This window comes from Cellulomonas algicola (genome assembly GCF_019024305.1).
GTDB lineage: Bacteria > Actinomycetota > Actinomycetes > Actinomycetales > Cellulomonadaceae > Cellulomonas > Cellulomonas algicola.
Map to the genome: position 1 here is coordinate 548,332 of NZ_JAHKSJ010000002.1, position 24,870 is coordinate 573,201.

A 24,870-nucleotide genomic window follows, 5' to 3' on the forward strand; every position below is an offset into this window, starting at 1 on the left:
CCTAGTTCGTCCGGCGTGTCGGGCAGCTGTCCAACGATTTCGCCCGCCCGGGTACCCCTGGTGGGGCGAGGATGGGGGACGTGGTCGAGGAGAACTTCGCGAGGCTCGAGCGAGAGCTCGGTCTGCTGCTGCGCCGGGCGCACGCGTCGTCGGCGGCGCTCGCGCGCGACGTGCACCCCGACCTGGAGCCGTCGGCGTACGTGCTGCTCGGGCACATCGAGGCGACGCCCGGTGTCCGGGCCAGCGACCTCGCGACGTACATCGGCGTCGGCCGCGGCACGATCTCCCGCCAGCTCGCGCGGCTCGGCGCCATCGGCCTGGTCTCGCGCCGTCCCGACCCCGAGGACTTCCGCGGCCAGCTGCTCGACCTCACCGACGAGGGGCAGCGCCGCCTGTCGGCCGCGCGTGCGGCCCGGCGCGAGTTCCTGCTGCGCGCGCTCGACGGCTGGAGCGCGGAAGAGGTCGACGCGCTCGCCGAGCAGCTCGACCGGCTGAACTCGGCGCTCGCGGCGATCCGCCAGCACGACTGACCTCGCGCACGCGCCGACCGCCTGGACGCGCCGACGGCCCGCGCCGCGCTGACCGCCCGGTCGCGCTGACCTCCCGCACGCGCTGACCTGCCGCACGCACAGACGCCACGCGCCGCCCCCGGGCTTCCCGAGAGGCGGCGCGTGGCGTCGGTGCGCTGAGGTCAGGCGACCGTGGCGGGCGCCTTCTCGTCGACGTCGGCGTCCTGCTCGAGCCGCTGCTCGATGCCGGACTTGCGGCCGAGCGGCACCTCCTTGAGGAACAGGACCGCGACGAGCGAGATCAGGGCGACGGGCGCGGCGACGAGGAACAGGTCCGCGATCGCGTCGCCGAAGGCCCGCTCGACGACGACCCGCACGGGCTCGGGCAGCGTGGCCAGGTTGGGCAGCGTGCTGGTGCCGCCGGCGCCGAGCGCCGACGCGTCGATCCCGATGCCCTTCAGGCCGGAGACGATGAGGTCGCCCACCCGGTTGGCCAGGACGGCGCCGAGCGCGGACACGCCGATCGCGCCGCCGAGCGTCCGGAAGAACGCGACCGTCGAGGTGCCGGAGCCGACCTCGCGGACGTCGAGCGTGTTCTGCACGGCGAGGACGAGGTTCTGCATGAGCATGCCCACGCCGGTGCCGAGGATCACCATGTAGAGCGCGACGAGCGTGAAGCTCGTGTCGTAGTGGATCGTGCCCATGAGCACGAGGCCCGCGGTGAGGACGGTCGCGCCGGCGACCATGAAGCCCTTGTACCGGCCGGTGCGGCTGATGATCTGGCCCGACAGCGTCGAGGCGACGAACACGCCGACGACCATGGGGATCGTGAGCAGGCCGGACTCGGTCGGCGTCTTGCCGCGTGCGAGCTGCATGTACTGGCTGAGGAACACCGAGGTGCCGAACAGCGCGATGCCGACCGCGACGGACGCGATGACCGACAGGACCAGCGTGCGGTTCTTGAACAGGTGCAGCGGGATGATCGGCTCGGCGGCGCGGGACTCGGCCCACACGGCGAGCGCGAGCAGCGCGATCGAGCCGCCGACCATCGCGGCGGTCTGCCAGGACGCCCAGTCGAACGAGTCGCCGGCGAAGGTGACCCACAGGAGCAGCAGCGCGATGCCCGCGGACAGCAGGGCCGCGCCGGGGTAGTCGATCTTCACCTGGCGGCGCTTGAGCGGGGGCAGGTGCAGCGTGCGCTGCAGCACGATGATCGCGGCGACCGCGAACGGCAGGCCGACGAAGAAGTTCCAGCGCCAGCCCGGGCCGTCGGTGATGAGGCCGCCGAGCAGCGGGCCGCCGACCATGCCGATGCCCATGACGCCGCCCATGAGGCCCATGTACCGGCCGCGCTCGCGCGGGCTGATGATGTCGGCGATGAGGACCGTGCCGAGCGCGGTCAGACCGCCGGCGCCGATGCCCTGCAGGGCGCGCATGCCGATGAGCATGCCGGTGGTGTGCGAGAGGCCCGCGAGCGCGGACGACACGACGGAGATGACGAGCGCGAGCTGGATGAGCAGCTTGCGGTCGACGAGGTCGGCGAGCTTGCCCCAGATCGGGGTCGTGATCGTGGTGGTGAGCAGGGTCGCGGTGACGACCCACGTGAACGCGGACTGCTCGCCCTCGAGGTCGGAGATGATCCGCGGCAGCGAGGAGGACACGACGCTCGTCGCGAGGATCGAGACGAACATGCCGAGGAGGATCCCGGACAGCGACTCGAGCACCTCGCGGTGCGTCATGCGGGGGGCGTCGGCGGAGTCGGGTGCGGCGGTGGGGTCGAGGGGGAGGCCCGCGGCGTCGGCCGAGGTCTCGACGAGGCGTGTGGCCTCGTCCTCGGCGGGCGCCACGGGCGCGGAGGGTGCGGTGCGGTCGGTCATGGTCTCGCTCTCGTCGAGTTCGGGTCGTGCGGTGGTGGACCCGGCGTCGTCGGCAGGTCGGTGGGTGGTGCGGGTCGTGGCCGGTCCGCGACGTGGGGGTCGCGGCGGGCCCGTCACCCGGTCGTGGCGAGCGCGGGTGCCTGCTCGCGCAGGCGGGCGGCGTCGATCGTGGCGGCGATGCGGTGCAGGACGGCGGCCGCGTCGTCGATGTCGTCGGGCGCCCAGTCGCCGAAGACGGCCTGCATGGCGCCGTCGCGGACGTCGAGCATGCGGGCGGCGAGGGCCTCGCCGTCGGCGGTGAGCCGCAGGGTGCGGGCGCGGCGGTCGTCGGGGTCGACGGTCCGCTCGACCCAGCCCTCGTCGACGAGGTGGCTCACCTGGCGGCTCGCGACCGAGACGTCGACGCGCATGGCGTGCGCGATCTCGCCGACGCCGAGCGCGCCGCGACGGGCGAGCAGGCGGATGAGCGGGACCTCGCCGCGCGAGCAGGGGAACTGCTTCGACATGACGTGGGACGCCTCGCGCAGCGACCGGGTGAGCTCCTCCATGGCGCGCAGCAGGAGACGCGTGGGCGTCTCGGGTGCGTCGGTGGTGCCGGTCATGGGGTGCTCCTTGGTTGCGTGACGCAAAGACTGTAGGGCACAGCATTTGCGCGAGGCAACTTATTCCGCGTCACACCGCCCCGGGCACGACGAAGGCCCCCAGCGCGCGGTGCGCCAGGGGCCTCCGGGACGTGCGGGTCGCGTCAGCGGGTCGTGCTGGCCGTCCCGCGCGCCCGCCGCTCGACCTTGACGGACTCCATGTCCTCGAGCTGCACGCCCTTCGTCTCCGGCACCTTGAACAGCGTGAAGAAGAACGACAGCGTCGCGAAGATCGCGTACATCAGGTAGGGGATGGACGCGCCGAACCGGTCCAGCATCGGCGGGAACGAGATCGTGATGAGGAAGTTCGCGATCCACTGCGCCATCGCGGCCACGCCGAGCGCGGCGGCACGGATCCGGTTCGGGAACATCTCGCCGAGGAGCACCCAGACCAGCGGACCCCACGTCGCGCCGAAGAACACGACGAACGCGTTGGCCGCGACCAGCGCGATCGTGCCCCACGATCCCGTCAGCGTCAGGTCGTCGCCCGTCCCGGTCGACTGCGTGAAGGCGATCGCCATGACCGCGAGCGACACCGCCATGCCGGCCGAGCCGATGAGCAGGAGCGGGCGGCGACCGATCTTGTCGATGAGCGCGATGGCGATGAACGTCACCGCGACGTTCGTGATCGACGTGATCGTCGAGACCATGAACGAGTCGGACTCGTCGAACCCGACGGCCTGCCACAGCGTCGTCGAGTAGTAGAAGATCACGTTGATGCCGACGAACTGCTGGAACACCGACAGCAGGATGCCGACCCAGACCACGGGCAGGAGCCCGAACCGCGGGCCGCGCAGCGTCGCCTGCTCCTCGAGCTTCTTGTCCGCCTCGATCGTGTGCTCGATCTCGCGCACGCGGGCCGCGGCGTCCTCGTCGGGGCCCAGGACGTCCGACAGGATCTTCTGCGCCTCGTCGCGCCGGCCGCGCGCGACCAGGTAGCGCGGCGACTCGGGGATCATCAGCGCGAGGACGCCGTAGACGGTCGCGGGGACCACGGCGACCAGGAACATCCACCGCCACGCCTCGAGCCCGAACCACAGCTCCTCCGACGCACCGCCCGCGGACGTCGCCAGCAGCTGGTCGGACAGCAGGGCGGCGAAGATGCCGAGCGTGATCGCGAGCTGCTGGAGCGAGCCGAGCCGGCCGCGCATCGCCGCCGGCGCGATCTCCGCGATGTACGCGGGGGCGATGACCGACGCGATGCCGATGCCGACGCCCGCCATGAACCGCCACAGGATCAGGTCCCAGACGCCGAACGCGATCGCCGACAGGATCGACGACACGAAGAACAGGACCGCACCGACGAACATCACCCTGGTGCGGCCCCAGTGGTCGGCCAGCTTGCCGCCGGACCAGGCGCCGAGCGCGCAGCCGAGCAGCGCGACGGCGACGGCGAACCCCTGCAGGGCGGACCCGAGGTCGAACTGCTCCCCGATCGCGTCGACCGCACCGTTGATGACGGAGCTGTCGAACCCGAAGAGGAAGCCACCGACGGCCGCCGCGACGGCGAGCGCGATGGCCTTGTTGTGGTGCGGGTGGCGCACCTCGGATCCTCCTGCCGCCCCCTGCGGCGGCCGTGTCGCGTCGGACATCGTGTGGCACCTCCGTCACTCGTCGGGGCCGTCCCGAGGAGTGAGAACCACTGTGGCCCCACCTGCACGGACACGCATGTCGAGCCCTGGTGCCTGCCCCGGACGGGCGACGGGCGGCGCGCGCGACGTCCGCCACGACGAGGCAAGATCGTCCGACGGGTGAGCGCCGACCCCGCGGCCCGCCCGTGGAGGAGGTGCGCGATGACCGGTCCGACCAGCGGCGACGAGCCCCGTCGACCGCGCCGCCCCGCGATGCTCGACCCGCAGCAGGCGGACGCGATCCCCGGCGACCTGTCGCCCGCGCTGCGCGACGAGGTCGCGCACACCACGGCGCAGGCGCTCGTGCGGCGCGGGCGCGCGCAGCCCGACCCCGACGTGGTCGCGCGGCTCGTCGCGCTCGTCGAGCACGAGGGTCTCGACGTCGTCGCGGGCCTGTGGGCCGACAGCCAGCCCGACACGCTGCCCGGTGCGCTGTGGCGGCTGTACGTGCTGCGCGAGTGGGTCCGGCGCGACCCCGTGACGATCGCCGACCGCTACCGCGCGGGCGTCGCCGCGGCCCCCGTGCACGGTGTCGTCGCGGGCGTCGCGGACACCCCGGGCCCCGAGGACGTCCGGGCCGTCGCCGACGCCGTGCTGTCGGGCGTGTACGCGGGCGACCTCGCCGTCGCGCTCGAGCGCGCGGCCGCCTTCTGCCAGGTCCTCGCGACGGGCGCCGCGTTCGACGCCGACCACCTCGACCTCGTCGACCCGCGGGGGGCGCTGCGCACGACGCGCGGGGCCGCGTCCCTGGTCCGCACCGCGGAGGAGCTCACGCACGCCGCGGCGCTGTGGCGTGCGGAGCGCCTCGACTGAGGGCTGCCCGCCGGTGCGCCCGGTACGTCCGGTCTCGCCGGACGGGCGTCGTGAGGTTCCGCACAGCACACGGCGGGCGACGACGACGTAGCATGGACGAGGCGCCGGGCCGCGGTAGCCCCGGGCTCCATCTCAAGCCGCTTCGAGCGGCCACGCGCCGAGAGGCGCTCCCGGTCCGGCGCCGCCCCTCCCCTCACCTGCGCGGACGCGCGTGACGGCTGTGGGCGCGACCCCGTCGCGACGTCACCCGCGTGGCGTCCGGCGCGTCGCCACCCGGACGGGCGCACCGCGTTCCCCGCACGGTCGTCGGGCTGTCACCATGTGTCCACGAGCCCGTCGGCCGCCGTTAGGCATCCGGGCCGGGTTGACCTAGCCTGAACCACGTCCGTCCCCCCGTCCCGGAGAATCCCGTGCGCCTGCGCCTCACCCCGCGCGACACCACGTACTTCGACCTCTTCGCCGACTCGGCGAAGCACCTCGTGACGGGGGCCAACCTCCTCGGCGAGATGCTCGGGGCGGACCGTGCCACCCGCAAGGAGATCGGCAAGCGGATCGCCGACGCCGAGCACGCGGCCGACGACGCGACGCACACGATCATGCGGCGCCTCAACCAGACCTTCGTCACGCCGTTCGACCGCGACGACATCTACATGCTCGCGTCGCACCTCGACGACTGCATGGACCTCATGGACGAGGCCGCGGACCTCATCGTGCTCTACAAGATCGACGAGCTGCCCGCGCGGGTCTCCGACCAGGTGCAGGTGCTCCAGCGCGCCGCCGAGCTCACGGCCGACGCCATGCCGCGGCTGCGCTCCATGGACTCGCTCTCGGAGTACTGGGTCGAGGTCAACCGCCTCGAGAACCAGGCCGACAAGTCGCACCGCAAGCTCGTCGCCCAGATGTTCGACGAGGTGACCGACCCGGTGATGATCATCAAGCTCAAGGAGATCATCGACACGCTCGAGGACGCTGCCGACGCGTTCGAGAAGGTGGCCAACGCGGTCGAGACGATCGCGCTCAAGGAGTCCTGAGCCCACGTGGACGTCCTGCTCGTCGTCGTCGTCGTCGCGTTCGCCCTCGGCTTCGACTACACCAACGGCTTCCACGACGCGGCCAACGCGATCGCGACCTCGGTCTCGACGCGGGCGCTGACGCCGCGGGTCGCACTGCTCATGGCGGCGTTCTTCAACCTCGTCGGCGCGCTGCTCGGCACGCACGTCGCGACGACGATCGCCGAGGACATCATCAGCATCGGCGACGTCGGCCCGCACGAGGGCCTCGTCATCGTGCTGTCGGGCCTGATCGGCGCGATCACGTGGAACCTCATCACGTGGTGGCTCGGGCTGCCGTCCTCGTCGACGCACGCGCTCATCGGCGGGCTCACGGGCGTCGGCATCGCGTCCGGGGTCACCGTCCACTGGGACGCCATCTGGGACAAGGTCGTCCTGCCGATGGTGTTCTCGCCGCTCATCGGCTTCCTGCTCGCGTTCGGCCTCATGGTCGGCGTGCTGTGGCTCGTGCGGAACCGCCCGCCCGCGCGGACCATGCGCCGCTTCCGGCTCGCGCAGACCGCGTCGGCGGCCGCGATGGCCCTCGGGCACGGCCTCCAGGACGCGCAGAAGACGATGGGCGTCATCGTCCTCGCGCTCATCGCGGGCGGGTTCCACGACCCCGACAACATGACGATCCCGCTCTGGGTCAAGCTCTCCGCGGCGGCCGCGATCTCGGCCGGCACGTACGCGGGCGGGTGGCGCATCATGCGCACGCTGGGCCGCAAGATCATCGAGCTCGACCCGGCGCGCGGCTTCGTCGCGGAGTCCGTGGCCGCCGTGGTGCTCTACGCCAACGCGTACTGGCTGCACGCGCCGGTCTCGACGACCCACACCATCACCTCGGCGATCATGGGCGTCGGCGCGACCAAGCGGCTGTCGGCCGTGCGGTGGGGCGTCGCGAAGAACATCGGTGCCGCGTGGGTCCTCACGATCCCCGCGGCCGCGATCGTCGCCGCGCTCATCTACCTGGTGCTCAACCCGATCCTCACCTGACGGGCCGCGCGGCTGCCGCGCCGCGCGCCGGACGGGTCCGTGCGCGGCCCCGACGGCTCAGGCGCCCGGGCCGTGCACCTCGACCGCGACGACCCGCGGACCCTTCGGGCGGTGCGCGACGTGCGCGACCAGCATCTGCCCCGGCAGCAGGTACGGGTCCTCCGCGGGCACCTGGGCGGCGACGGCCTTGCGCGCCCGTGCCGCGAGCGCCCCGAACGCCGTCCCCAGCACCGGCCGGTGCGTGCAGACCACACCGTCGCCGGGCCAGTGCAGCAGCGCGTCGACGTGACCCGTGACCAGACCCGGCGCCTCGTCGTGCGCGTCCTCCGACCACGCCTCGACCTTCTGCTCGGGCATGCCGACCGCTCGCGCGTAGGGGCGGACCGTCTCGACGCAGCGCCGCCACGGGCTCGTCACGACGTGCGCGACGCCGAACGCCGACAGCAGCGGGACCAGCGCGTCGGCCTGCCGCGTGCCGTCCGACGTCAGCGGGCGTTCGGCGTCGGGGCCTTTCCACGCGCTGCGCTTGCGGGCCGACCCGTGCCGCGCGACCACGAGCGCGTGCGTGTCGAGCCGCCCCTTGCGGTACGCGGCGACGAGCGCGTCGAGCGGCTCGCGGTCGGCGGCGCGCGTCAGGCGGCGCGCGGCCGTGCCGACGTCCATCCACCGCACGCGGTCGATCTCCGAGCGGGACGCGCGCGGCACCGGCGGGCGCGCCCGCAGCGCGACGGCGTCGCGGCGGCCCGCGACCTGTGCAGCCCAGTAGTGCACGCGCTTGGTGCGGCCGTCGGACAGGCGGTACTCCAGGCCGGGCAGCGGGATGCCGAGCACGACGTCGTGACCCGTCTCCTCGGCGACCTCGCGGATCGCCGCGACGACGGGCGTCTCGCCCGGGTCGAGCTTGCCCTTCGGCCACGACCAGTCGCGGTAGCGCGGACGGTGCACGAGCGCGACCTGCAGGCGACGCAGGCGCACGCGCCACACGAGAGCGCCGGCCGCCTCGACGACGACCGGTGCGGCGGTGCTGCTCACCGGCTGGCGCCGGGGCGGCGCCGCTGCCGCTGGATCAGGGCGGCCTGCAGGTCGACGAGCGGGTTGCCCTCGTCGTCGACGTGCCGGCGGTGCCAGTCGCCCGCGCCGTCGAGGTGCCAGGTCGACGTCGCGTCGTCCATGGACTCGTCGACGAGGTCGACGAGCTCGCCGACCTGGTCGGGGTCGGCGACGCGCACGAGCGCCTCGACGCGCCGGTCGAGGTTGCGGTGCATGAGGTCCGCAGACCCGATGAAGACCTCGGGCCCGTCGAGCGCACCGTCCTCGCCGCCCGTCGCGTTCGCGAACGCGAAGATCCGCGAGTGCTCGAGGAACCGGCCGAGGATCGAGCGGACCCGCACGTTCTCCGACAGGCCCGGCACGCCGGGCCGCAGCGCGCAGATCCCGCGGACGACGAGGTCGACCTGCACGCCCGCCTGGGAGGCGCGGTACAGCGCGTCGATCGTGGCCTCGTCGACCATCGAGTTGACCTTGATCTTGATCCACGCGGGCTCGCCCGCCCGTGCGGCCGCGGCCTCGCGCTCGATGCGCTCGATCAGGCCCACGCGCACCGAGCGCGGCGCGACGAGCAGCCGGTGGAACCGCGACTTCGGCGCGTACCCCGACAGCTGGTTGAACAGGCGCGTGAGGTCCTGCCCGACCTCCGGGTCGGACGTGAGCAGGCCGACGTCGGTGTAGAGGCGGGCCGTCTTCGGGTGGTAGTTGCCCGTCCCGACGTGGCTGTACCGGCGCAGGCCGTCCGCCTCCTGGCGCACCACGAGCGACAGCTTGCAGTGCGTCTTGAGCCCGACGATGCCGTACACGACGTGCACGCCCGCCTGCTCGAGCTTGCGCGCCCACGAGATGTTGTTCTGCTCGTCGAACCGCGCCTTGATCTCGACCAGCGCGAGCACCTGCTTGCCCGCCTGCGCCGCGTCGATCAGCGCGTCGACGATGGGGGAGTCGCCCGACGTCCGGTAGAGCGTCTGCTTGATGGCGAGCACCGCGGGGTCCGCGGCGGCCTGCTCGAGGAACGTCTGCACCGACGTCGAGAACGAGTCGTACGGGTGGTGCAGCAGGATGTCGCGCTCACGGATCTTCGCGAACACCTCGGCGGGGGTCGCGCTCTCCACCTCGGCGAGCTGGCGGTGCGTCGTCGGCACGAACCGCGGGAACTGCAGCTCCGCCCGGTCGAGGTCGGCGATGACGTTGAGCCCGGTGCAGTCGAGCGGCGCGGGGAGCTCGTACACCTCGTCGTCGGCCATCCGCAGCTCGCGCACGAGCAGCTGGCGGATGCGCGGGCTGATGCCCTCGGCGATCTCGAGGCGGACCGGCGGGCCGAACCGGCGGCGCAGGAGCTCCTTCTCCATGGCCTTGAGCAGGTTCTCGGCGTCGTCCTCCTCGACCTCGACGTCCTCGTTGCGGGTCACGCGGAACGTGTGGTGCTCGCGCACCTCCATGCCGGGGAACAGGTGCTCGAGGTGCTCGGAGATGACGTCCTCGACCGGGACGAACGACATCGGGCCCTTCTCGGGCGCGGCGGCGCCCGCGTCGGGCGCCGACGGGCGGCCGCTCGCGTCGACCGCGATGAACCGCGGCAGCAGCGGCGGCACCTTGACGCGCGCGAAGTGCTCCTTGCCCGTCACCGGGTTCGCGACGACGACCGCGAGGTTGAGCGACAGCCCCGAGATGTACGGGAACGGGTGCGCCGGGTCGACCGCGAGCGGCGTCAGCACGGGGAAGATCTGGCGCCGGAAGAACTTGCGGAGCCGGTCCTGCTCGGCGTCGCCCAGGTCGTCCCAGCGGACCAGCGTGATGCCCTCGCCCGCGAGCGCCGGCTGCACCTGCTCCGCGAACACGCGGGCGTGCCGGTGCTGCAGCTCGTGCGCCTTCTCGCTGATGGCCTCGAGCACCTGGCGGGGCGACAGGCCCGACGCCGCCGTGACCGCGATGCCCGTCGCGATGCGCCGCTTGAGGCCCGCGACCCGCACCATGAAGAACTCGTCGAGGTTCGACGCGAAGATCGCCAGGAACCGCACGCGCTCCAGCAGCGGCAGGTCCGGGTCCTCCGCGAGCTCGAGCACCCGCTGGTTGAACGCGAGCCACGACAGCTCGCGGTCCAGGAACCGGTCGTCGGGGAGCGGTTCGGGCTCGACCTCGGGCAGCTCCTCCTGCGGTGCCACGTGCGAGGCGAGGTGCTCCTCGAGGGAGTCGAGCGCGGGGGCGTCGGTCATGACCCCATCGTGGCACCCGCGGGTGAACCCTCGGTATCGGAAGCGAGCATCACGTCGGTCGCGGCCCGCACGAACCCCTGCCGGTCGTACGTCCGGACGGCCGCCGTGTTGTCCGCGTCGACGTAGAGGACGACCGTCGCGAGGCCCCGCGACGCCAGGTGGTCGAGCCCGGCCGACGTGAGCGCCGCGCCCAGGCCCGTGCCCTGCGCGTCCGGGTCGACGCCCACGACGTAGATCTCGCCGACCGGCTCGTCCGCCTCCGTGCCAGCCGGGTGCACCTTGGTCCAGACCGACCCGACCAGCACGCCGTCCCGCTCGGCGAGCAGGAACCCGGCGGGGTCGAACCAGGGCTCGCGCTCGCGGGCCCGCACGTCGGCGACCGTGAGCCGGCCCTGCTCGGGGTGGTGCGCGAACGCGCGGGCGTTGACGCGGCGCCACGCCTCCTCGTCCTGGCCGGGGACGAACGTGCGCAGCGTCGTCCCGGCGGGCATCGGGCGGCGGGTCGCGTCGGTGCGGTCCGCGAGGTGGAGGCGCAGCTTGCGGAGCTCGCGCACGACGACCAGGCCCGTGGCGGCGGCGAACGCGCGCGCAGGCGGGAGGTCGCCGTGCGCCCAGACCTTGAGCGCGGCGTCGGCGCCGGTGTGCGTGCCGGCGGCGTGCGCGCGGGCGGCGTCGAGCAGCGCGCGGCCCGCGCCGCGGCGGCGGTGCGCCGGGTCGACGACGAGCTCCGCCGACGCCGCCTCGGTGTCGACCTGCGCGTACCCGACGAGGTCGCCGCCGGACGTCCGCGCCGTCAGGTGCACCACCGGGGCTGCCGGGTCCGCCAGACGGAGCAGCGGCTGCTCCGACAGCGGTGCGACACCGTCCACGTCCTGGGCCCGGGCGGCCAGCGCCCTGACCTGCGACGCCGTGGCGTCGTCCGGCCGGCCCGGCGCCGCCGTGATCGTGACCTGCGTGTTCGTGCCCTCCACCATGCGGGACATCCCACCACGGACGGGGGATGGCCGCCCTGCGCGCACAGGCGGAGCGGGTACGTTGGACCGGCCATGGACGACTCGACGCGCACCCTCGCCGAGGACGCCCCGACCCCGCAGACGCGCCGCTCGCGGCGTGCCCTCCGGGAGGCCGGAGCGTCCGTCGCACGGGCGACGCCGACGACCTCCGCGGACGTCGTCGACGTGGACGTCGTCGTCATCGGCGCGGGCCAGGCGGGACTGTCCGCGGCCTACCACCTGCGCCGCAGCGGCCTCGTCTCCGTCGGGCAGCGCGGCTGGGACGGCGGCCCGTCGTTCGTCGTCCTCGACGACGAGCCCGGGCCCGGGGGCGCGTGGCAGCACCGCTGGCCGTCGCTCACCATGGAGCGCGCGCACGGCGTGCACGAGCTGCCGGGCATGCCGCTCGTCGTGCCCGACCCCGCCGAGCCCGCCGCACGTGCCGTCCCGTACTACTTCGCGCAGTACGAGGAGGCCTACGCGCTGCACGTGCAGCGGCCCGTCCGCGTCACCGCGGTGCACGACGAGGGGCACGCCCCGGTCCCGTCGACGGGCGCGGGGGAGCGGGCCGGGGGCCGGCTGCTCGTGCACTCGCACAGCGTCGAGCAGCCCGGCGAGCGGGTCGTCTGGCGCGCCCGCGGGCTCGTCAACGCGACCGGCACGTGGGGCAAGCCGTTCTGGCCCGCGTACCCCGGGCGCGGCGTGTTCGGCGGCCGCCAGCTGCACGCGCGCGACTTCCGGTCCGCGGCCGACCTGGCCGACGGGCACGTCGTCGTCGTGGGCGGGGGCACGTCGGCGGTGCAGCTGCTCCTCGAGGTCGCCAAGGCCACGTCGACGACGTGGGTGACGCGTCGGCCGCCGACGTGGCGCGACGAGGAGTTCACACCCGAGGTCGGCCGCGAGGCCGTCGCGCTCGTCGAGCAGCGCACCCGTGCGGGGCTGCCGCCGGACAGCGTCGTGAGCGTCACCGGGCTGCCGCTGACCGACGCCTACCGCGCCGGGATCGAGTCCGGTGTGCTGTGCGCGCGGCCCGTGTTCAGCCGGATCGTGCCGGGTGCCGTCGAGTGGGACGAGGTCCCGGCGCTCGAGGGGGGCTGGGTCGACGGGCCGTCGCGCGTCGAGGCCCGCACGATCCTCTGGTGCACCGGGTTCCGCGCGGCCCTCGACCACCTCGCGCCGCTCGGCCTGCGGGCGCGTGGCGGCGGGATCGTCATGGACGGGACGCAGGTCGTCGCCGACCCGCGCGTGCAGCTCGTCGGGTACGGGCCGTCGGCGTCGACCGTCGGCGCCAACCGCGCGGGCCGCGAGGCGGTCCGCCACCTGCGCCGCCTGCTGTCCCTCTGACGACGCCCGCGTCGCGACGGCGTCGTCCCTCGGAGTCCGACGGCCTGCGCGCGCTCGCCGAACGCGCCATCGGAGCCGTGTCGGGCCCGTGAACCGGCGCTGACGGCGCGTTCGACGGAGGACTGCGCGCCGGACGTGCAGGGACGCCGGGGCCGTCGCGGAGGACGACCCCGGCGTCACCGGGTGAGACGTCAGTCGGTCAGGCGCAGCTGACCGGGATCGTGCCGGTCGGGGCGGTGCCCGACGCGACGAAGCCGTACTCCGCCTTCGCGCCCGCGCCGAGCAGGCCGTTCCACGCGGCGTTCTTGACCGTGACGGACGTGCCGCTCGTCGTGTACGTGCCCGACCAGCCGGACTGGATCGAGCCGCCCGCCGGGAGCGTGAGCTGCGTCGTCCACGAGCCGATCATCGCGTTGCCCGCCGTGACGGTGACGCCGCCCTGCCAGCCGCCCGGCCACGAGCCCACGACCCGCAGCACCGCGGTGCACGTGCCGCCCGGGTTCGACGTCGGCGTCGGGGTCGGCGTGGTCGGCGTCGGCGTGGGTGTGGTGGGCGTCGGGGTCGGGGTGGTCGGCGTGGGGTTGGGGGTGGTCGGGTCGACCGTGCCGCCGTAGATCTTCGCCGTCTTCGCGGTCGCCTTGATGCCGTTCGCGCCGTCGAAGATGCGCGTGCCCCACGACGTCTTGGCCGCCGGGTTGAAGGCCGTCACCATGTCGAGGTACTCGACGCCGCCGCCGTTGCCCGACCAGGACCAGCCGTAGTAGCCGATGCCGCGCGCCACGGCCTCGGACATGATCGTGTCCTCGTCGGGGTTGCCGTCGGAGTGGTCGAACCCGAACTCGCCGATGACGAGCGGCAGGTTCTTCGCCTTGAACGCGTCGAGGTACGCCTTGATGGTGGACGCGTCCTTGTAGACGCCGTACATGTGCACGGAGAACAGGGTGTTCGCGTCCGGGTCGGCCGCCGCGACCGTCGCGGCCTGGTCGCGCATGATGCCCGCCCAGTCCTGACCCCAGCTCGGGGCGTCGACGACGATGTTGTGGTGCAGCCCGGCGGCGCGCAGCTTCTTGATCGCCGCCGAGGTGTCGGCCGCCCAGCCCGCGTTCGCCGTCGCGTTGTTGCCGTAGGGCTCGTTGCCGATGTTGATCTGGACGTAGTCCTCCTGCCCGATCAGCGCGGACTTGATGCCCACCCAGTAGTTCGCGGCCGTGTCGAGCGTGACCGCGCCCGACTGCTCGCCGTAGCCCGTCGTGTCGTGGTTCTCGAGCATGCAGACCACCTTGTTGGCCTTGCACAGGCTGATGATGTTCGCGACGTCGGCGGCGTCGTTCTTCGTCCAGCGGTCGCCGCCCGACAGCACGACACGCAGGGCGTTGGCGCCGGCCGCGCGGATCGCGGGGATCGCGGTCGCCGTCTGAGACGTGTACCAGGTGTGGGCGTGGCTGACGCCGCGCGCGACGAACGGGGTGCCGTCCTTCTCGACGAGCTGCGTGCCGGAGACGCGCAGACCGGGCGGGGTGGCGGCGTTCGCCGCCGTCGAGACGAGCGACACCGCGCCCAGCGCGACGACCGCCGACGCCAGGGCGGCGCCGGTCAGCAGGGACAGTCGGGATCTCATGGACATCCTCGTTTCCGGGTGTGTGACGACCGCCGCGAGCCCGGGTTCCAGCTCGACGCCCGCGCCGGTGCGGACCGTGGTCGCACCCGCCCGCCGTTCCGCCGGCCGGTCGACGGGCGGGTGCCGGGCGCCAACACAACCAGGGCGGGAAAGCGTCCCCCAGAGCCCTAAACGCTTCACCGCGGAGGCGGCCCGACGGTGTCTCCCGATAGGGTCGCGCGCCGCTCGTCGGCGTCGGTCGCCGGACGGCCCCGGACGTACGACGACCCGGTCCTGGCTACCGCTGCGAGGCCGCGAGCGGTACCCAGAACCGGGTCGAGTCAGCGCGGTGTCAGTCCTCCGACGCAGCAGCCGGCTTGGACAGGCCCTGGGCGATCAGGTCCATGACGGAGGAGTCCGCGAGGGTCGTCGCGTCGCCGACCTGGCGGTGCTCCGCGACGTCGCGCAGCAGGCGGCGCATGATCTTGCCGGACCGCGTCTTGGGCAGCTCCTGCACGACGAGGATCTGCCGCGGCTTCGCGATCGGGCCGATCTCCTTCGCGACGTGGTTGCGCAGCTCGGTCTGCACCTCGTCGCCGGACTTGTCGGCGCCCCCGGCACCGCCGCGCAGGATCACGAACGCGACGACGGCCTGACCGGTCGTCTCGTCGGTCGCCCCCACGACCGCGGCCTCCGCGACCCACGGGTGCGAGACCAGCGCGGACTCGATCTCGGTCGTCGACAGGCGGTGGCCGGACACGTTCATCACGTCGTCCACGCGGCCGAGCAGCCAGATGTCGCCGTCGTCGTCCTTCTTCGCCCCGTCGCCCGCGAAGTACAGGCCCGGGAACCTCGACCAGTAGGTGTCCTTGTACCGCTCCGGGTCGCCCCAGATGCCGCGCAGCATCGACGGCCACGGCTCGGTGAGCACCAGGTAGCCGCCGCCGCCGTCGGGCACGGGGTGCGCCTCGTCGTCGACGACGTCGGCCGCGATGCCCGGCAGCGGCACCTGCGCCGAGCCCGGCTTCGCCGCGGTCACGCCCGGGAGCGGGCTGATCATGATCGCGCCCGTCTCGGTCTGCCACCACGTGTCGACGACCGGCGTGCGGTCGCCGCCGATGACGCGGCGGTACCACATCCACGCCTCGGGGTTGATGGGCTCACCCACCGAGCCGAGGACGCGCAGCGACGACAGGTCGAACTGCGCGGGGATCTCCTCGCCCCACTTCATGCACGTGCGGATGGCCGTCGGCGCCGTGTAGAGGATCGAGACCTGGTACTTCTGGACGATCTCCCACCAGCGGCCACGGTGCGGGGTGTCGGGCGTGCCCTCGTAGATGACCTGCGTGGCGCCGTTCACGAGCGGCCCGTAGACGACGTACGTGTGCCCGGTGATCCAGCCGATGTCGGCCGTGCACCAGTACACGTCCGACTCGGCCTTGAGGTCGAAGACGTTGCGGTGGGTGTACGCCGCCTGCGTCAGGTAGCCGCCCGTCGTGTGGAAGATGCCCTTCGGCTTCCCCGTGGTGCCCGACGTGTAGAGGATGAACAGCGGGTGCTCGGCGTCGAGCTCGACCGGCGTGTGCTGGTCCGACGCGGAGTCCACCACGTCGTGCCACCAGACGTCACGGCCCTCGGTCCACGCGACGTCCTGCTCCGTGCGCCGCACGACGAGCACATGCTCGACCGACGGCGTGCCCTTCTCGAGCGCCTCGTCGACCGCCGGCTTGAGGGCGGACGGCGCCCCGCGGCGGTACCCGCCGTCCGCGGTGACGACGAGCTTCGCCTCCGCGTCGACGATGCGCGACGCGAGCGCCTCCGCCGAGAACCCGCCGAAGACGACCGAGTGCGGCGCGCCGATCCGCGCGCACGCGAGCATCGTCACGACGGCCTCGGGGACCAGCGGCATGTAGATCGCGACCCGGTCGCCCGTGCCGACGCCGAGCGCCGTGAACGCGTTCGCCGCCTTCGACACCTCGCGCTGCAGGTCGGCGTACGTGAGGGACCGGGAGTCGCCGCCCTCGCCCTCGAAGTGCAGCGCGACGCGGTCGCCGCGGCCCTCCTCGACGTGCCGGTCCACCGCGTTGTACGCCGCGTTCAGCTTCCCGTCCGCGAACCACGTCGCGAACGGGGCCTTCGACCAGTCGAGGGTCTGCGTGAACGGCGTCGACCAGCTCAGCAGCTCGCGGGCCTGGTCCGCCCAGAACGACGGACGGTCGGCCGCGGCCCACGCGTACAGGTCGCCGTGGGCGTTCGCCTGCGCGGCGAACTCGGGGGACGGGGGGAAGCGGCGGTCCTCGGAGAGCAGGTTCTCCAGCCCGGCGGGCTTCTCGGAGGACTCGGTGGCAGGGGTGGTGTCGGTCACGTGCGACCTCCTGTGCGCAACGGCGTCGGTGCGGAACCCGGGAGCGACCGGGTCAGAACAGGCACTCTAGCCGCGCGCGATCCGCGCCCGCCCGAGCAGATCGCGGCTCGGCAGCGGACCGGCGCCCGGCGCGCGAACCGCGAGAGCCCACGGTGGCGTGCGGGCGGCTCGCGGACGGGCGCGCGAGGTCAGACGCGGTGGCGCTCGCGGAACTCGCCGAGGTGCACGCCGCGGCGACGCGCGACGGCCGCCACGACGCCGACCAGCAGGACGAGGAACCCGGCGACGAGCAGCGTCCCCGACGTCCCCGCGACCGTCACCTGCGTGACCGTGAGCCGCCAGCCCGTGTCGTCGAGCACCGCGAGCGTCTGGGCGCGGGCGACCGACGGCGCGAAGAGGTAGAAGCCCCCGGCGGCCGTGAGCAGCGCGCCGCCCGCGATCGGGACGGCCGCCGACCAGATGCCCAGCAGCGCGACGAGCCCGAGCAGCAGCAGGCCGATCGACACCAGGACGATGCCCAGCACCTCCGTCGAGCTGTCCCAGCCGTCGACCTGCGCCTCGAGGATGCGTGCCTGACCGACGAGCACGAGACCGACGCCCGCGGGGGCGAGCAGCAGGCCGAGGATCACACCGAGGACGTGCGCGCCGAAGCTCGTCGACCTCGGCGCGTTCGGCGCGGGGAACAGGGTCTCGTCGCCGTCCGTCCGCGGGGCGGTCGGCGGCGTGCTCGTCGCGGGCTGTGAGCCGGCGGCGGTGCCGGGTGCGGGGGGCGGCACCGGGGGGCTCGTCGGTGCGGCGCTCGTCGGTGGGGCGCTCGCGGGCGCGGCCGTCGGGGTGCCGGCGGCGGTGCCGCGCGGCGGGGCCGTCGGACCGGTCGCAGAGGTGAAGGTCTCCTGCGTCGCGGCACCGGACGCGCCCGTCGCGGGCGTGAACGCCTCGGTCCGGGAGCCGTCGGGCTCGGGCGGCGGGGTCGGCGCGGGGCGCACGACCGCGTGCCGGCCGGTGTCGGTGCTCGGCTCGGCGGTCGCGCCCGACGTCGGCGTCGTGGGCGGCGTCGACGCCGTGGGGGTCGTCGACGTCGTCGGTGCGCCGGTCTGCGTGGTCGCGGCCGACGACGTGGTCGCGGGCGCCGTGCTCCCCGGCGTGGGGGAGGCGGTCGACGCGTCCGGCGTCTCGTCCGCGGACGGGCGGTTCGGGTCGGAGGTGCTCATCGCGTCTCCTCAGGTGGTGGTGCGCGTGCGCCTCGTCGGCGTCGCTCGCCTCACCGTATTGCCGCAGGCACCGCCTCGCCGGTCGGCAGGGCCGTGTCGCGCGGGGCGTGCCCGGGCAGGCCCATCGCCACGACCCGGTGCGCGGCGGCGGCGCCGAGCTGCGCCGGGACCTCGTCGACGTCCTGCGTCGCCCACCGCGCGACCTGGGCGCTCCGCCCCGGGGCGCGGACCCCGTACGCGTACGCCGCCCCGACGAGGACCGCCCCGCCGACCAGGTTCCCCAGGCCGACGAGCGCGAGGTTGCGCGCCATCTCCGCGACCGTCGCGCCCGGCAGCCCGCCGAGCAGGCCGAGCGAGAAGGTCGTCATGTTCGCGACGACGTGCTCGAAGCCCGACGTGATGAAGACCATGACGCACGCGAACACGAGCGCGATCTTCGCGCCCTCGCTCTTCAGCCGCCCCCCGCACCAGATCGCGAGGCAGACGAGCAGGTTGCACAGGATGCCGCGGACGAACAGCTGCCCGGCGCTCTCGTGCGCCTTGTGCTCGAGCATCGTCGCGATCGTCGCGCCGCCCGCCGTCCCGGGGGCGAGCACGCCCGACGCGTGCACGAGCGCGGCGAACGCCATCGACCCGAGCAGGTTGCCGCCGGTCACGGCGAGCAGCGTCAGCCCCGCGCGCCCCCACGGCACGCGGCCGAGCATCACCCCCTGCGTGAGGATCATCATCGCGGACGTCGCGAGCTCCGCCCCGGCGACGACGACGATCGTCAGCGCGACGCCGAACACCAGGCCCTTGACGAGCGGCGCGAAGCCCGAGCCCGCGGCCTCGAGCGGACCGCCCGCCGTCGCGAGGATCAGGACGCCGATGCCGATGTACGCGCCGGCGAGCATCGTGCGGACGAGGAACACGCCCGGCGTCGCCATGAGGTCGACCTTGTGGCGCGCCGCGTCGGCCTGCGCGAGCGCGGCGTCGGAGATGGGGAGCACCCGACCACTGTCCTCCCGGCTCCCGTCCGAGTCGTGGGACGAAAGACCGCCCGGGAATCCGCGCGGGCCTCGGCGCGGTTGGCTCTCGACGTGACCCGACTGTTCTCCCCGCTCACCCTCCGCGGCACCACGTTCGCCAACCGCGCGTGGCTCGCGCCCATGTGCATGTACTCCGCCGTCGACGGCCACCCGACGGACTGGCACCTCGTGCACCTCGGTGCGCGCGCGTCCGGCGGCTACGGCCTGCTGCTCGCCGAGGCCACCGCCGTCGTCGCCGAGGGTCGCATCTCGCCGCGCGACACCGGACTGTGGGACGACGCGCACGTGGCGTCCTGGCGCCGGATCACCGACTTCGTGCACGCACGCGGGACGCGCATCGGCGTACAGCTCGCGCACGCCGGACGCAAGGCGTCGACGCGCGCGCCGTTCGAGCCCGTCGAGGGGTCCGTGGGCGTCGACGAGGGCGGCTGGGCCACGCTCGGTCCCGGCGCCGAGCCGTTCCCCGGCCTCGACGCGCCGACCGCCATGACGACCGAGCAGGTCGCCGCGGTCCCGGCGCAGTTCGCGGCCGCCGCCCGACGCGCGCTCGACGCCGAGTTCGACGTCGTCGAGGTGCACGCCGCGCACGGTTACCTGCTGCACCAGTTCCTGTCGCCGCTCACGAACACGCGCGACGACGAGTACGGCGGCTCGCCCGAGAACCGCGCGCGCCTGCTCGTCGAGACCGTCGACGCCGTGCGCGCCGCCTGGCCCGACGAGCTCCCGCTGCTCGTGCGGGTCTCCGCGACCGACTGGGTGCCCGGCGGCCTCGACGTCGCCGACGTCGCCGCCGTCGTCAAGGACCTCGCCGGGCACGGCGTCGACCTCGTCGACGTCTCCTCGGGCGGCAACGCGCTCGCGTCGATCCCCGTCGGCCCGGGCTACCAGGTGCCCGCCGCGCGGACCGTGCGCGAGACGTCGGGCCTGCCCGTCGCCGCGGTCGGTCTCATCACGTCGCCCGAGCAGGCCGAGCAGGCGCTCGTCGACGGTGCCGCCGACGCCGTGCTGCTCGGTCGTGTCGCGCTGCGCGACCCGTCGTGGCCCCTGCGCGCGGCGCACGACCTCGGTGTGCGGACCGGTGCGCTGCCCGTCGCGGGCGGGGTGTCGGACGTCGACGGACTGCCCGAGGTCACCGGCTGGCAGCCGCAGTACGTGCGGGGCGCCTGGCGCTGACCCGCCGCCCGCCGCCTCGTCGCTCGTCTCGTGGAACCTCTGTCGCGCCGGACGCGACGCGCCTTCCACGCGACCGCGGCCGCCCGCGTCTCCCGGTCGCGTGGAGGGTCTGTCGCGCCTGGTGCGACGCGTCTTCCACGCGACCGCGGGCCGCTCGAGGCCGGGCGGCGTCAGGTGGTGGCGGTCGCCTCGGCGTCCGCGCGGGCCTCGCGCTCGACGGCCGCCGCGACGACCGTCGCCACGTCCGGGTGGAACACGCTCGGGACGATGTACGTCGGGTTCAGCTCGTCGTCGGCGACCGTCGACGCCAGCGCGTACGCCGCCGCGAGCAGCATCCGGTCGGTGATCTTGTGCGACTGCGCGTCGAGCAGCCCGCGGAACAGGCCCGGGAACGCGAGCACGTTGTTGATCTGGTTCGCGAAGTCCGACCGGCCCGTGCCGACCACCGCCGCGTAGCGGGCCGCGTCGTCGGGGTCCACCTCGGGGCGCGGGTTGGCCAGCGCGAAGACGATCGCGTCGCGGCCCATCGTCGACACGTCCTGCGCCGTGATGACGTCGGGCGCGGACACGCCGATGAAGACGTCGGCCCCGGCCAGCGCCTGCGGGATGGTCCCCGTCACGCCCCGCGGGTTCGTGACCGACGCGGTCCAGCGCAACGACTCCGCCAGGCCCGGACGGTCCGCGTGCACGACGCCCTCGATGTCGGCGACGACCACGTCGCGCGCACCCGCCGCGAGCAGCAGCCGCAGCACCGCGGTGCCCGCCGCACCCGCGCCCGACAGCACGATCCGCACCGTGCCGATGTCCTTGCGGACCACCTTGAGCGCGTTCGTCAGGGCGGCCACCACGACGATCGCCGTGCCGTGCTGGTCGTCGTGGAACACCGGGATGTCGAGCCGCTCGCGCAGCCGGCGCTCGACCTCGAAGCACCGCGGCGCCGAGATGTCCTCGAGGTTGATGCCCGCGAACGCCGGCGCGATCGCCACGACCGTCTCGACGATCTGGTCGACGTCCGTCGTGTCCAGGACCAGCGGGAACGCGTCGATCCCCGCGAACCGCTTGAACAGGACCGCCTTGCCCTCCATCACGGGCAGCGCCGCGAGCGGGCCGATGTTGCCCAGCCCGAGCACCGCCGTGCCGTCCGTGACGACCGCGATCGTGTTCCGCTTGATCGTCAGGCGACGCGCGTCCTCCGGGCGGGCCGCGATCGCCTCGCACACCCGCGCGACCCCCGGCGTGTACGCCATCGACAGGTCGTCGCGGTTGCGCAGCGGCACCTTCGACTCGATCGACAGCTTGCCGCCGAGGTGCATGAGGAACGTCCGGTCGCTCACGCGGTCCACGTGCACGCCGCGCAGGTCCTTGAGCGTCGCGACGATGTCCGCCGCATGCTGCTCGCCGCGCGTCGCGCACGTCACGTCGACCGTCATCTGCTCGTGCCCCGACGCCGTGACGTCGAGCGCCGTGACGATCCCGCCCGCCTCCTCGATCGCGGTCGTCAGCTCGCTGACCGCCGTCGGCCTCGCCTGCACCTGGAGCCGGGCGGTGATGGACGAGGACACGCTCGGCGACGCCATGCGCCTCATTCTGGCCCGCCGCGCGGGGCGCGTCTCGGCATCGACGCGCGGTCGTCGACGAGGCTCGTACGGGAGTCGCGGCGCGAGGACGCCACCCGGCGAGGCCCGAGGTCGGTGGGCGGACGTCGAGACGGCGGGAGTGCGCGGCGGCGGCTCGTAGGGTGTGCCGGTGCCTGCCGACCCCCTCGCCCCGCTCGTCGACCTGCCCGGCGTGGCCGACGCCGTGGACGCGGCCCGCGTCGCCTGCGAGGGGCTGCGGTGGCACGAGGCGTACCGGCGGAGGTGGCGCGAGGTCCGCGCCGAGGCCGGGCTGCGCAGCGCGCGGGCCAGCGCGGCCGTCGACGGGGCCCGGGTCACGCTCGACGTCGTGCGCGGTCTCGCGACGGGCGCGGCACCGCACGAGCCGGGCGGCCCGGCACTCCCCGGGCGGCCGGACCCGCACGTCGAGCGGGTGCTCGGAGCCGTGCGTGCGGCGGCCGTCGTCGAACGCCTCATGCCGGACCTCGGCGCGCGGGGGTCCGCGACCCTCCCACCGCTCCCGCAGCTCCTGGCCCGGCTCCACGCCGCCGCGGCCACCGGCTGGCTCGACGACGACGCCGTCGGGCGCGTGCGCGGCGCCGGCGCGCCGCAGGACCTGACCGGCCTCGGACCGGCACCCGCCGGCGAGGAGGTCGTCGCGCGCCTCGACCTGCTCGGGCGGGCCGTCGCGACGACGCGTGCCCCGGCGCTCGTCGTTGCCGCCGTCGTGCACGGCGAGCTCCTCACGCTGCGGCCCTTCGCGGCGGGCAACGGCGTCGTCGCGCGCGCCGCGTCGCGCCTGCTCGTCACCGCGCGCGGGCTCGACCCGACCGGGTCGGTGGTCGCGGAGACCGGCTCGGCGGCGACGCCGCAGGCCTACCTCGGGGCCGCCGCCGGGTTCGCGACGGGCACGCCCGACGGGGTCGCGGCGTGGGTGCGCGCCTGCGCGGGGGCGGTCGTCGACGGGGTGGAGCGGGCACGGCACGTCGCGGACGGGGTGCTGGCCGGTCACCTGCCCGCCGACTGAGCGCGGGGCGCGGCGGCCGTGACGCGCCCGTGCTCGGGAGGGTCGTCGTCCGAGCGTGCGGGGCGCGGTCGTGCAGCGCGGTGGAGTCGCCCGGCACAACGACGGCGCCCCGAGGGGCGCCGTCGCCGAACGGTGGCCGGAGGGTGATCAAGCGTGCACCTGTCCAGTCGCTACGGGTCGAGCCCGGTCGACCTGCCCAGAGGTGGGCAATCCTGCGCGTGGGTGCCCTCGCGGCCGTCCTGTTGTGAGTCCTTGGTACCTCAGGCCGCGACGGTTGGGAACCGGGCGCGGCGACGCCCCTGCACAGCACCGCGCGATGACCGCATCGCGGGACGCCTGCCCGACATGCGGAACGAGCCGCGGCGTCCGCCTCGGAGGTCCGGCTCCGGCCGACCGCGTCGTGGCGACGTCGGCGCGTGGCGGCGCGGTCGTCGAGCCGGCGCTGATGCCGGGGCCGGCTCTTCGTCCGCGTCAGCGGGTGCGACGGCGCTGCCGCCAGGCGAGCCACGCGACGAGCGCGCACCCCGCCACGAGCACCGCTGCCGCGACCGCGACGGTCCGTCCGGAGGGCCGCACCAGGGAGAACAGCGCGACGGGCCGGTTGAAGGACAGCGTGTCCCAGCCGCGCTCCGCCGCCACACGTCGCAGGGCACGGTCGGGGTTGACCGCGAAGCCGTGGCCGACGGTCGCCAGCATCGGCACGTCGGTGATCGAGTCCGAGTACGCGTAGCTCGACGCGAGGTCGTAGCCGCGCGCGGCGGCGAGCTCACGGATCGCCGTGGCCTTGTTCTCGCCGTACGCGTAGAAGTCGATGTCGCCCGTGTACCGGCCGTCGCTGACGCCCATGCGCGTCGCGATCACGTGGTCGGCCCCGAGCACGGCGGCGATCGGCTCGACGATCTCGCTCCCCGACGCCGACACGATGACGACGTCGTGGCCCGCCTCGTGGTGCTCCTCGATGAGGGCGACCGCCTCGGCGTAGACCGCCGGGTCGATGGACTCGTGCAGCGTCTCGGCGACGATCGACGACACCTGCGCGACGTCCCACCCGGTCACCATGCGCGAGAGCTGCGCCCGCAGCCGCTCCGTCTGCGTCTCGTCCGCCCCGCCCACGAGGTAGAGGAACTGCGCGTAGGCCGTCCGCAGGACCGAGCGCCGCGTGAGCAGCCCGCCCGCCATGAACGGTCGTGAGAAGGCCGTCGCGGAGGACGTCGCGATGATCGTCTTGTCGAGGTCGAAGAACGCCGCCGCCTGGTCCGCGCCGGCGGGCGCGGCCGTCGGGCCGGTCGGGCTGTCGTCCATCGCGCTCCCGGAGACGGGTCGTCGGTCCGGCCGGGCTTGGTGCGTCGTGCCGACCGTGGTCGCGGCGAGCCTAGCCACCGGCTCCGACGTGCGGGTCGACACACCGGTGCCGGTGCTGCGACGCGCCGTCCGACGCGCGGGCGTGAACACGCAGGTCACCGAGGTCGTCGCGGTCGAGCGTCTCGTCCGGGTCCGGCTCCCGGGCCATCGTCGTCTGGAGCGTCGTCTGGAGCGTCGTCTGGAGCGTCGTCTGGAGCGTCGGATGCGGCGTCGAGGCGACGCGCCCCCGGCGCTGCGACGTGACGCGTGGTCGAGCCGTCCACAGCCCGATCTGAGTTTGCCGCTTCCACGGCCGGCTCGACTGCGCGCCGCGGCACCTGGCCGGGCGACGAGGCTGCGCAGACGTCGCCCCGGTCCTCGGCGCGACACCGCACCAGCCGGCGCGACGACGACGGGA

General features: G+C 74.1%; 19 protein-coding genes. 7 read left to right on the forward strand and 12 right to left on the reverse strand.

From position 1 onward, the window contains the following. The first annotated feature begins 71 nt into the window (after nucleotides 1-71). Entirely contained in the window at nucleotides 72-530 is a 459-nt protein-coding gene (locus KOV94_RS02570; RefSeq protein WP_225915912.1) for a MarR family winged helix-turn-helix transcriptional regulator, read from the forward strand. Nucleotides 531-691: 161 nt separating this feature from the next. Here the strand turns inward: KOV94_RS02570 and KOV94_RS02575 are convergent, their stop codons facing one another. From KOV94_RS02575 to KOV94_RS02585, 3 genes are all read right to left on the reverse strand, one after another. Then, nucleotides 692-2,248 (reverse strand): MFS transporter, encoded by a 1,557-nt coding sequence (locus KOV94_RS02575; protein ID WP_218051245.1) that lies wholly within the window; start codon nucleotides 2,246-2,248, stop codon nucleotides 692-694. A gap of 251 nt (nucleotides 2,249-2,499) precedes the next feature. Further along, on the reverse strand, nucleotides 2,500-2,988 hold the full coding sequence (locus KOV94_RS02580) for a MarR family winged helix-turn-helix transcriptional regulator (RefSeq protein ID WP_124341892.1): 489 nt from the start codon (nucleotides 2,986-2,988) through the stop codon (nucleotides 2,500-2,502). Nucleotides 2,989-3,131: 143 nt separating this feature from the next. Beyond that, nucleotides 3,132-4,619: a sugar porter family MFS transporter gene (locus tag KOV94_RS02585; protein WP_124341893.1), complete on the reverse strand. Its 1,488-nt coding sequence runs from the start codon at nucleotides 4,617-4,619 to the stop codon at nucleotides 3,132-3,134. 252 nt (nucleotides 4,620-4,871) lie between these two features. Here KOV94_RS02585 and KOV94_RS02590 point away from each other — a divergent pair, with 252 nt between their 5' ends. The 3 genes from KOV94_RS02590 (at nucleotide 4,872) to KOV94_RS02600 (ending at nucleotide 7,516) form a co-directional block, all read left to right on the forward strand. After that, nucleotides 4,872-5,471, forward strand: a complete 600-nt coding sequence (locus KOV94_RS02590) for a hypothetical protein (protein WP_162354331.1) — start codon at nucleotides 4,872-4,874, stop codon at nucleotides 5,469-5,471. A 410-nt stretch (nucleotides 5,472-5,881) separates the two neighbouring features. Continuing rightward, nucleotides 5,882-6,502: a DUF47 domain-containing protein gene (locus KOV94_RS02595; protein ID WP_124341894.1), complete on the forward strand. Its 621-nt coding sequence runs from the start codon at nucleotides 5,882-5,884 to the stop codon at nucleotides 6,500-6,502. A gap of 6 nt (nucleotides 6,503-6,508) precedes the next feature. Further along, nucleotides 6,509-7,516, forward strand: coding sequence for an inorganic phosphate transporter (locus KOV94_RS02600; protein WP_124341895.1), 1,008 nt, complete (start codon nucleotides 6,509-6,511; stop codon nucleotides 7,514-7,516). A 57-nt stretch (nucleotides 7,517-7,573) separates the two neighbouring features. Here KOV94_RS02600 and KOV94_RS02605 read toward each other — a convergent pair whose 3' ends face one another. The 3 genes from KOV94_RS02605 to mshD are packed head-to-tail and all read right to left on the reverse strand — an operon-like array spanning nucleotide 7,574 to nucleotide 11,753. After that, complete coding sequence (locus KOV94_RS02605; protein ID WP_124341896.1) at nucleotides 7,574-8,548, reverse strand: NUDIX hydrolase; 975 nt, start codon at nucleotides 8,546-8,548, stop codon at nucleotides 7,574-7,576. Further along, nucleotides 8,545-10,779, reverse strand: coding sequence for an RNA degradosome polyphosphate kinase (locus tag KOV94_RS02610; RefSeq protein ID WP_124341897.1), 2,235 nt, complete (start codon nucleotides 10,777-10,779; stop codon nucleotides 8,545-8,547). Before KOV94_RS02610 ends, KOV94_RS02605 begins: the two co-directional genes overlap by 4 nt. Beyond that, nucleotides 10,776-11,753 carry a mycothiol synthase gene (gene mshD / locus KOV94_RS02615; RefSeq protein ID WP_218051133.1) on the reverse strand — a complete coding sequence of 326 codons (978 nt, stop codon included), beginning with the start codon at nucleotides 11,751-11,753 and terminating at the stop codon, nucleotides 10,776-10,778. Before mshD ends, KOV94_RS02610 begins: the two co-directional genes overlap by 4 nt. A 72-nt stretch (nucleotides 11,754-11,825) precedes the next feature. Between mshD and KOV94_RS02620 the strand changes: the two genes are divergently transcribed. Next, complete coding sequence (locus KOV94_RS02620; protein WP_218051134.1) at nucleotides 11,826-13,115, forward strand: NAD(P)-binding domain-containing protein; 1,290 nt, start codon at nucleotides 11,826-11,828, stop codon at nucleotides 13,113-13,115. Nucleotides 13,116-13,314: 199 nt separating this feature from the next. Here KOV94_RS02620 and KOV94_RS02625 read toward each other — a convergent pair whose 3' ends face one another. The 4 genes from KOV94_RS02625 to KOV94_RS02640 all read right to left on the reverse strand — a co-directional run bounded on the left by KOV94_RS02625 (nucleotide 13,315) and on the right by KOV94_RS02640 (nucleotide 19,277). Then, entirely contained in the window at nucleotides 13,315-14,733 is a 1,419-nt protein-coding gene (locus KOV94_RS02625) for a cellulase family glycosylhydrolase (RefSeq protein ID WP_218051135.1), read from the reverse strand. Between the two features lie 331 nt (nucleotides 14,734-15,064). Beyond that, the gene (acs, locus tag KOV94_RS02630; protein ID WP_218051136.1) at nucleotides 15,065-17,077 is read right to left on the reverse strand and encodes an acetate--CoA ligase; all 2,013 of its coding nucleotides are present in this window, start codon (nucleotides 17,075-17,077) and stop codon (nucleotides 15,065-15,067) included. Between the two features lie 188 nt (nucleotides 17,078-17,265). Further along, nucleotides 17,266-18,288, reverse strand: a complete 1,023-nt coding sequence (locus KOV94_RS02635) for a hypothetical protein (RefSeq protein WP_218051137.1) — start codon at nucleotides 18,286-18,288, stop codon at nucleotides 17,266-17,268. A 50-nt stretch (nucleotides 18,289-18,338) separates the two neighbouring features. Next, a complete protein-coding gene (locus KOV94_RS02640; RefSeq protein ID WP_308160323.1) occupies nucleotides 18,339-19,277 on the reverse strand; it encodes a formate/nitrite transporter family protein in 939 nt (312 codons plus the stop codon). A gap of 90 nt (nucleotides 19,278-19,367) precedes the next feature. Between KOV94_RS02640 and KOV94_RS02645 the strand changes: the two genes are divergently transcribed. Continuing rightward, nucleotides 19,368-20,489 carry an NADH:flavin oxidoreductase/NADH oxidase gene (locus tag KOV94_RS02645; RefSeq protein ID WP_218051138.1) on the forward strand — a complete coding sequence of 374 codons (1,122 nt, stop codon included), beginning with the start codon at nucleotides 19,368-19,370 and terminating at the stop codon, nucleotides 20,487-20,489. Between the two features lie 170 nt (nucleotides 20,490-20,659). Here KOV94_RS02645 and KOV94_RS02650 read toward each other — a convergent pair whose 3' ends face one another. Beyond that, nucleotides 20,660-22,066, reverse strand: a complete 1,407-nt coding sequence (locus KOV94_RS02650) for an NAD-dependent malic enzyme (protein WP_218051139.1) — start codon at nucleotides 22,064-22,066, stop codon at nucleotides 20,660-20,662. Between the two features lie 169 nt (nucleotides 22,067-22,235). Here KOV94_RS02650 and KOV94_RS02655 point away from each other — a divergent pair, with 169 nt between their 5' ends. Then, complete coding sequence (locus tag KOV94_RS02655; protein WP_218051140.1) at nucleotides 22,236-23,111, forward strand: Fic family protein; 876 nt, start codon at nucleotides 22,236-22,238, stop codon at nucleotides 23,109-23,111. Nucleotides 23,112-23,582: 471 nt separating this feature from the next. Here KOV94_RS02655 and KOV94_RS02660 read toward each other — a convergent pair whose 3' ends face one another. Then, nucleotides 23,583-24,413, reverse strand: coding sequence for an HAD family hydrolase (locus tag KOV94_RS02660; protein ID WP_218051141.1), 831 nt, complete (start codon nucleotides 24,411-24,413; stop codon nucleotides 23,583-23,585). Nucleotides 24,414-24,870 lie beyond the last annotated feature (457 nt).

What these genes read in the sequence shown, in the direction of transcription:
- KOV94_RS02590 (WP_162354331.1), top strand. Translation starts at nt 4,872, where the DNA reads ATGCTCGACCCGCAGCAGGCGGACGCGATCCCCGGCGACCTGTCGCCC.
- KOV94_RS02580 (WP_124341892.1), bottom strand. Translation starts at nt 2,988, where the DNA reads ATGACCGGCACCACCGACGCACCCGAGACGCCCACGCGTCTCCTGCTG.
- KOV94_RS02625 (WP_218051135.1), bottom strand. Translation starts at nt 14,733, where the DNA reads ATGAGATCCCGACTGTCCCTGCTGACCGGCGCCGCCCTGGCGTCGGCG.
- KOV94_RS02585 (WP_124341893.1), bottom strand. Translation starts at nt 4,619, where the DNA reads ATGTCCGACGCGACACGGCCGCCGCAGGGGGCGGCAGGAGGATCCGAG.
- mshD (WP_218051133.1), bottom strand. Translation starts at nt 11,753, where the DNA reads ATGGTGGAGGGCACGAACACGCAGGTCACGATCACGGCGGCGCCGGGC.
- KOV94_RS02620 (WP_218051134.1), top strand. Translation starts at nt 11,826, where the DNA reads ATGGACGACTCGACGCGCACCCTCGCCGAGGACGCCCCGACCCCGCAG.
- KOV94_RS02650 (WP_218051139.1), bottom strand. Translation starts at nt 22,066, where the DNA reads ATGGCGTCGCCGAGCGTGTCCTCGTCCATCACCGCCCGGCTCCAGGTG.
- KOV94_RS02570 (WP_225915912.1), top strand. Translation starts at nt 72, where the DNA reads ATGGGGGACGTGGTCGAGGAGAACTTCGCGAGGCTCGAGCGAGAGCTC.
- KOV94_RS02610 (WP_124341897.1), bottom strand. Translation starts at nt 10,779, where the DNA reads ATGACCGACGCCCCCGCGCTCGACTCCCTCGAGGAGCACCTCGCCTCG.
- KOV94_RS02635 (WP_218051137.1), bottom strand. Translation starts at nt 18,288, where the DNA reads ATGAGCACCTCCGACCCGAACCGCCCGTCCGCGGACGAGACGCCGGAC.
- KOV94_RS02575 (WP_218051245.1), bottom strand. Translation starts at nt 2,248, where the DNA reads ATGACGCACCGCGAGGTGCTCGAGTCGCTGTCCGGGATCCTCCTCGGC.
- KOV94_RS02660 (WP_218051141.1), bottom strand. Translation starts at nt 24,413, where the DNA reads ATGGACGACAGCCCGACCGGCCCGACGGCCGCGCCCGCCGGCGCGGAC.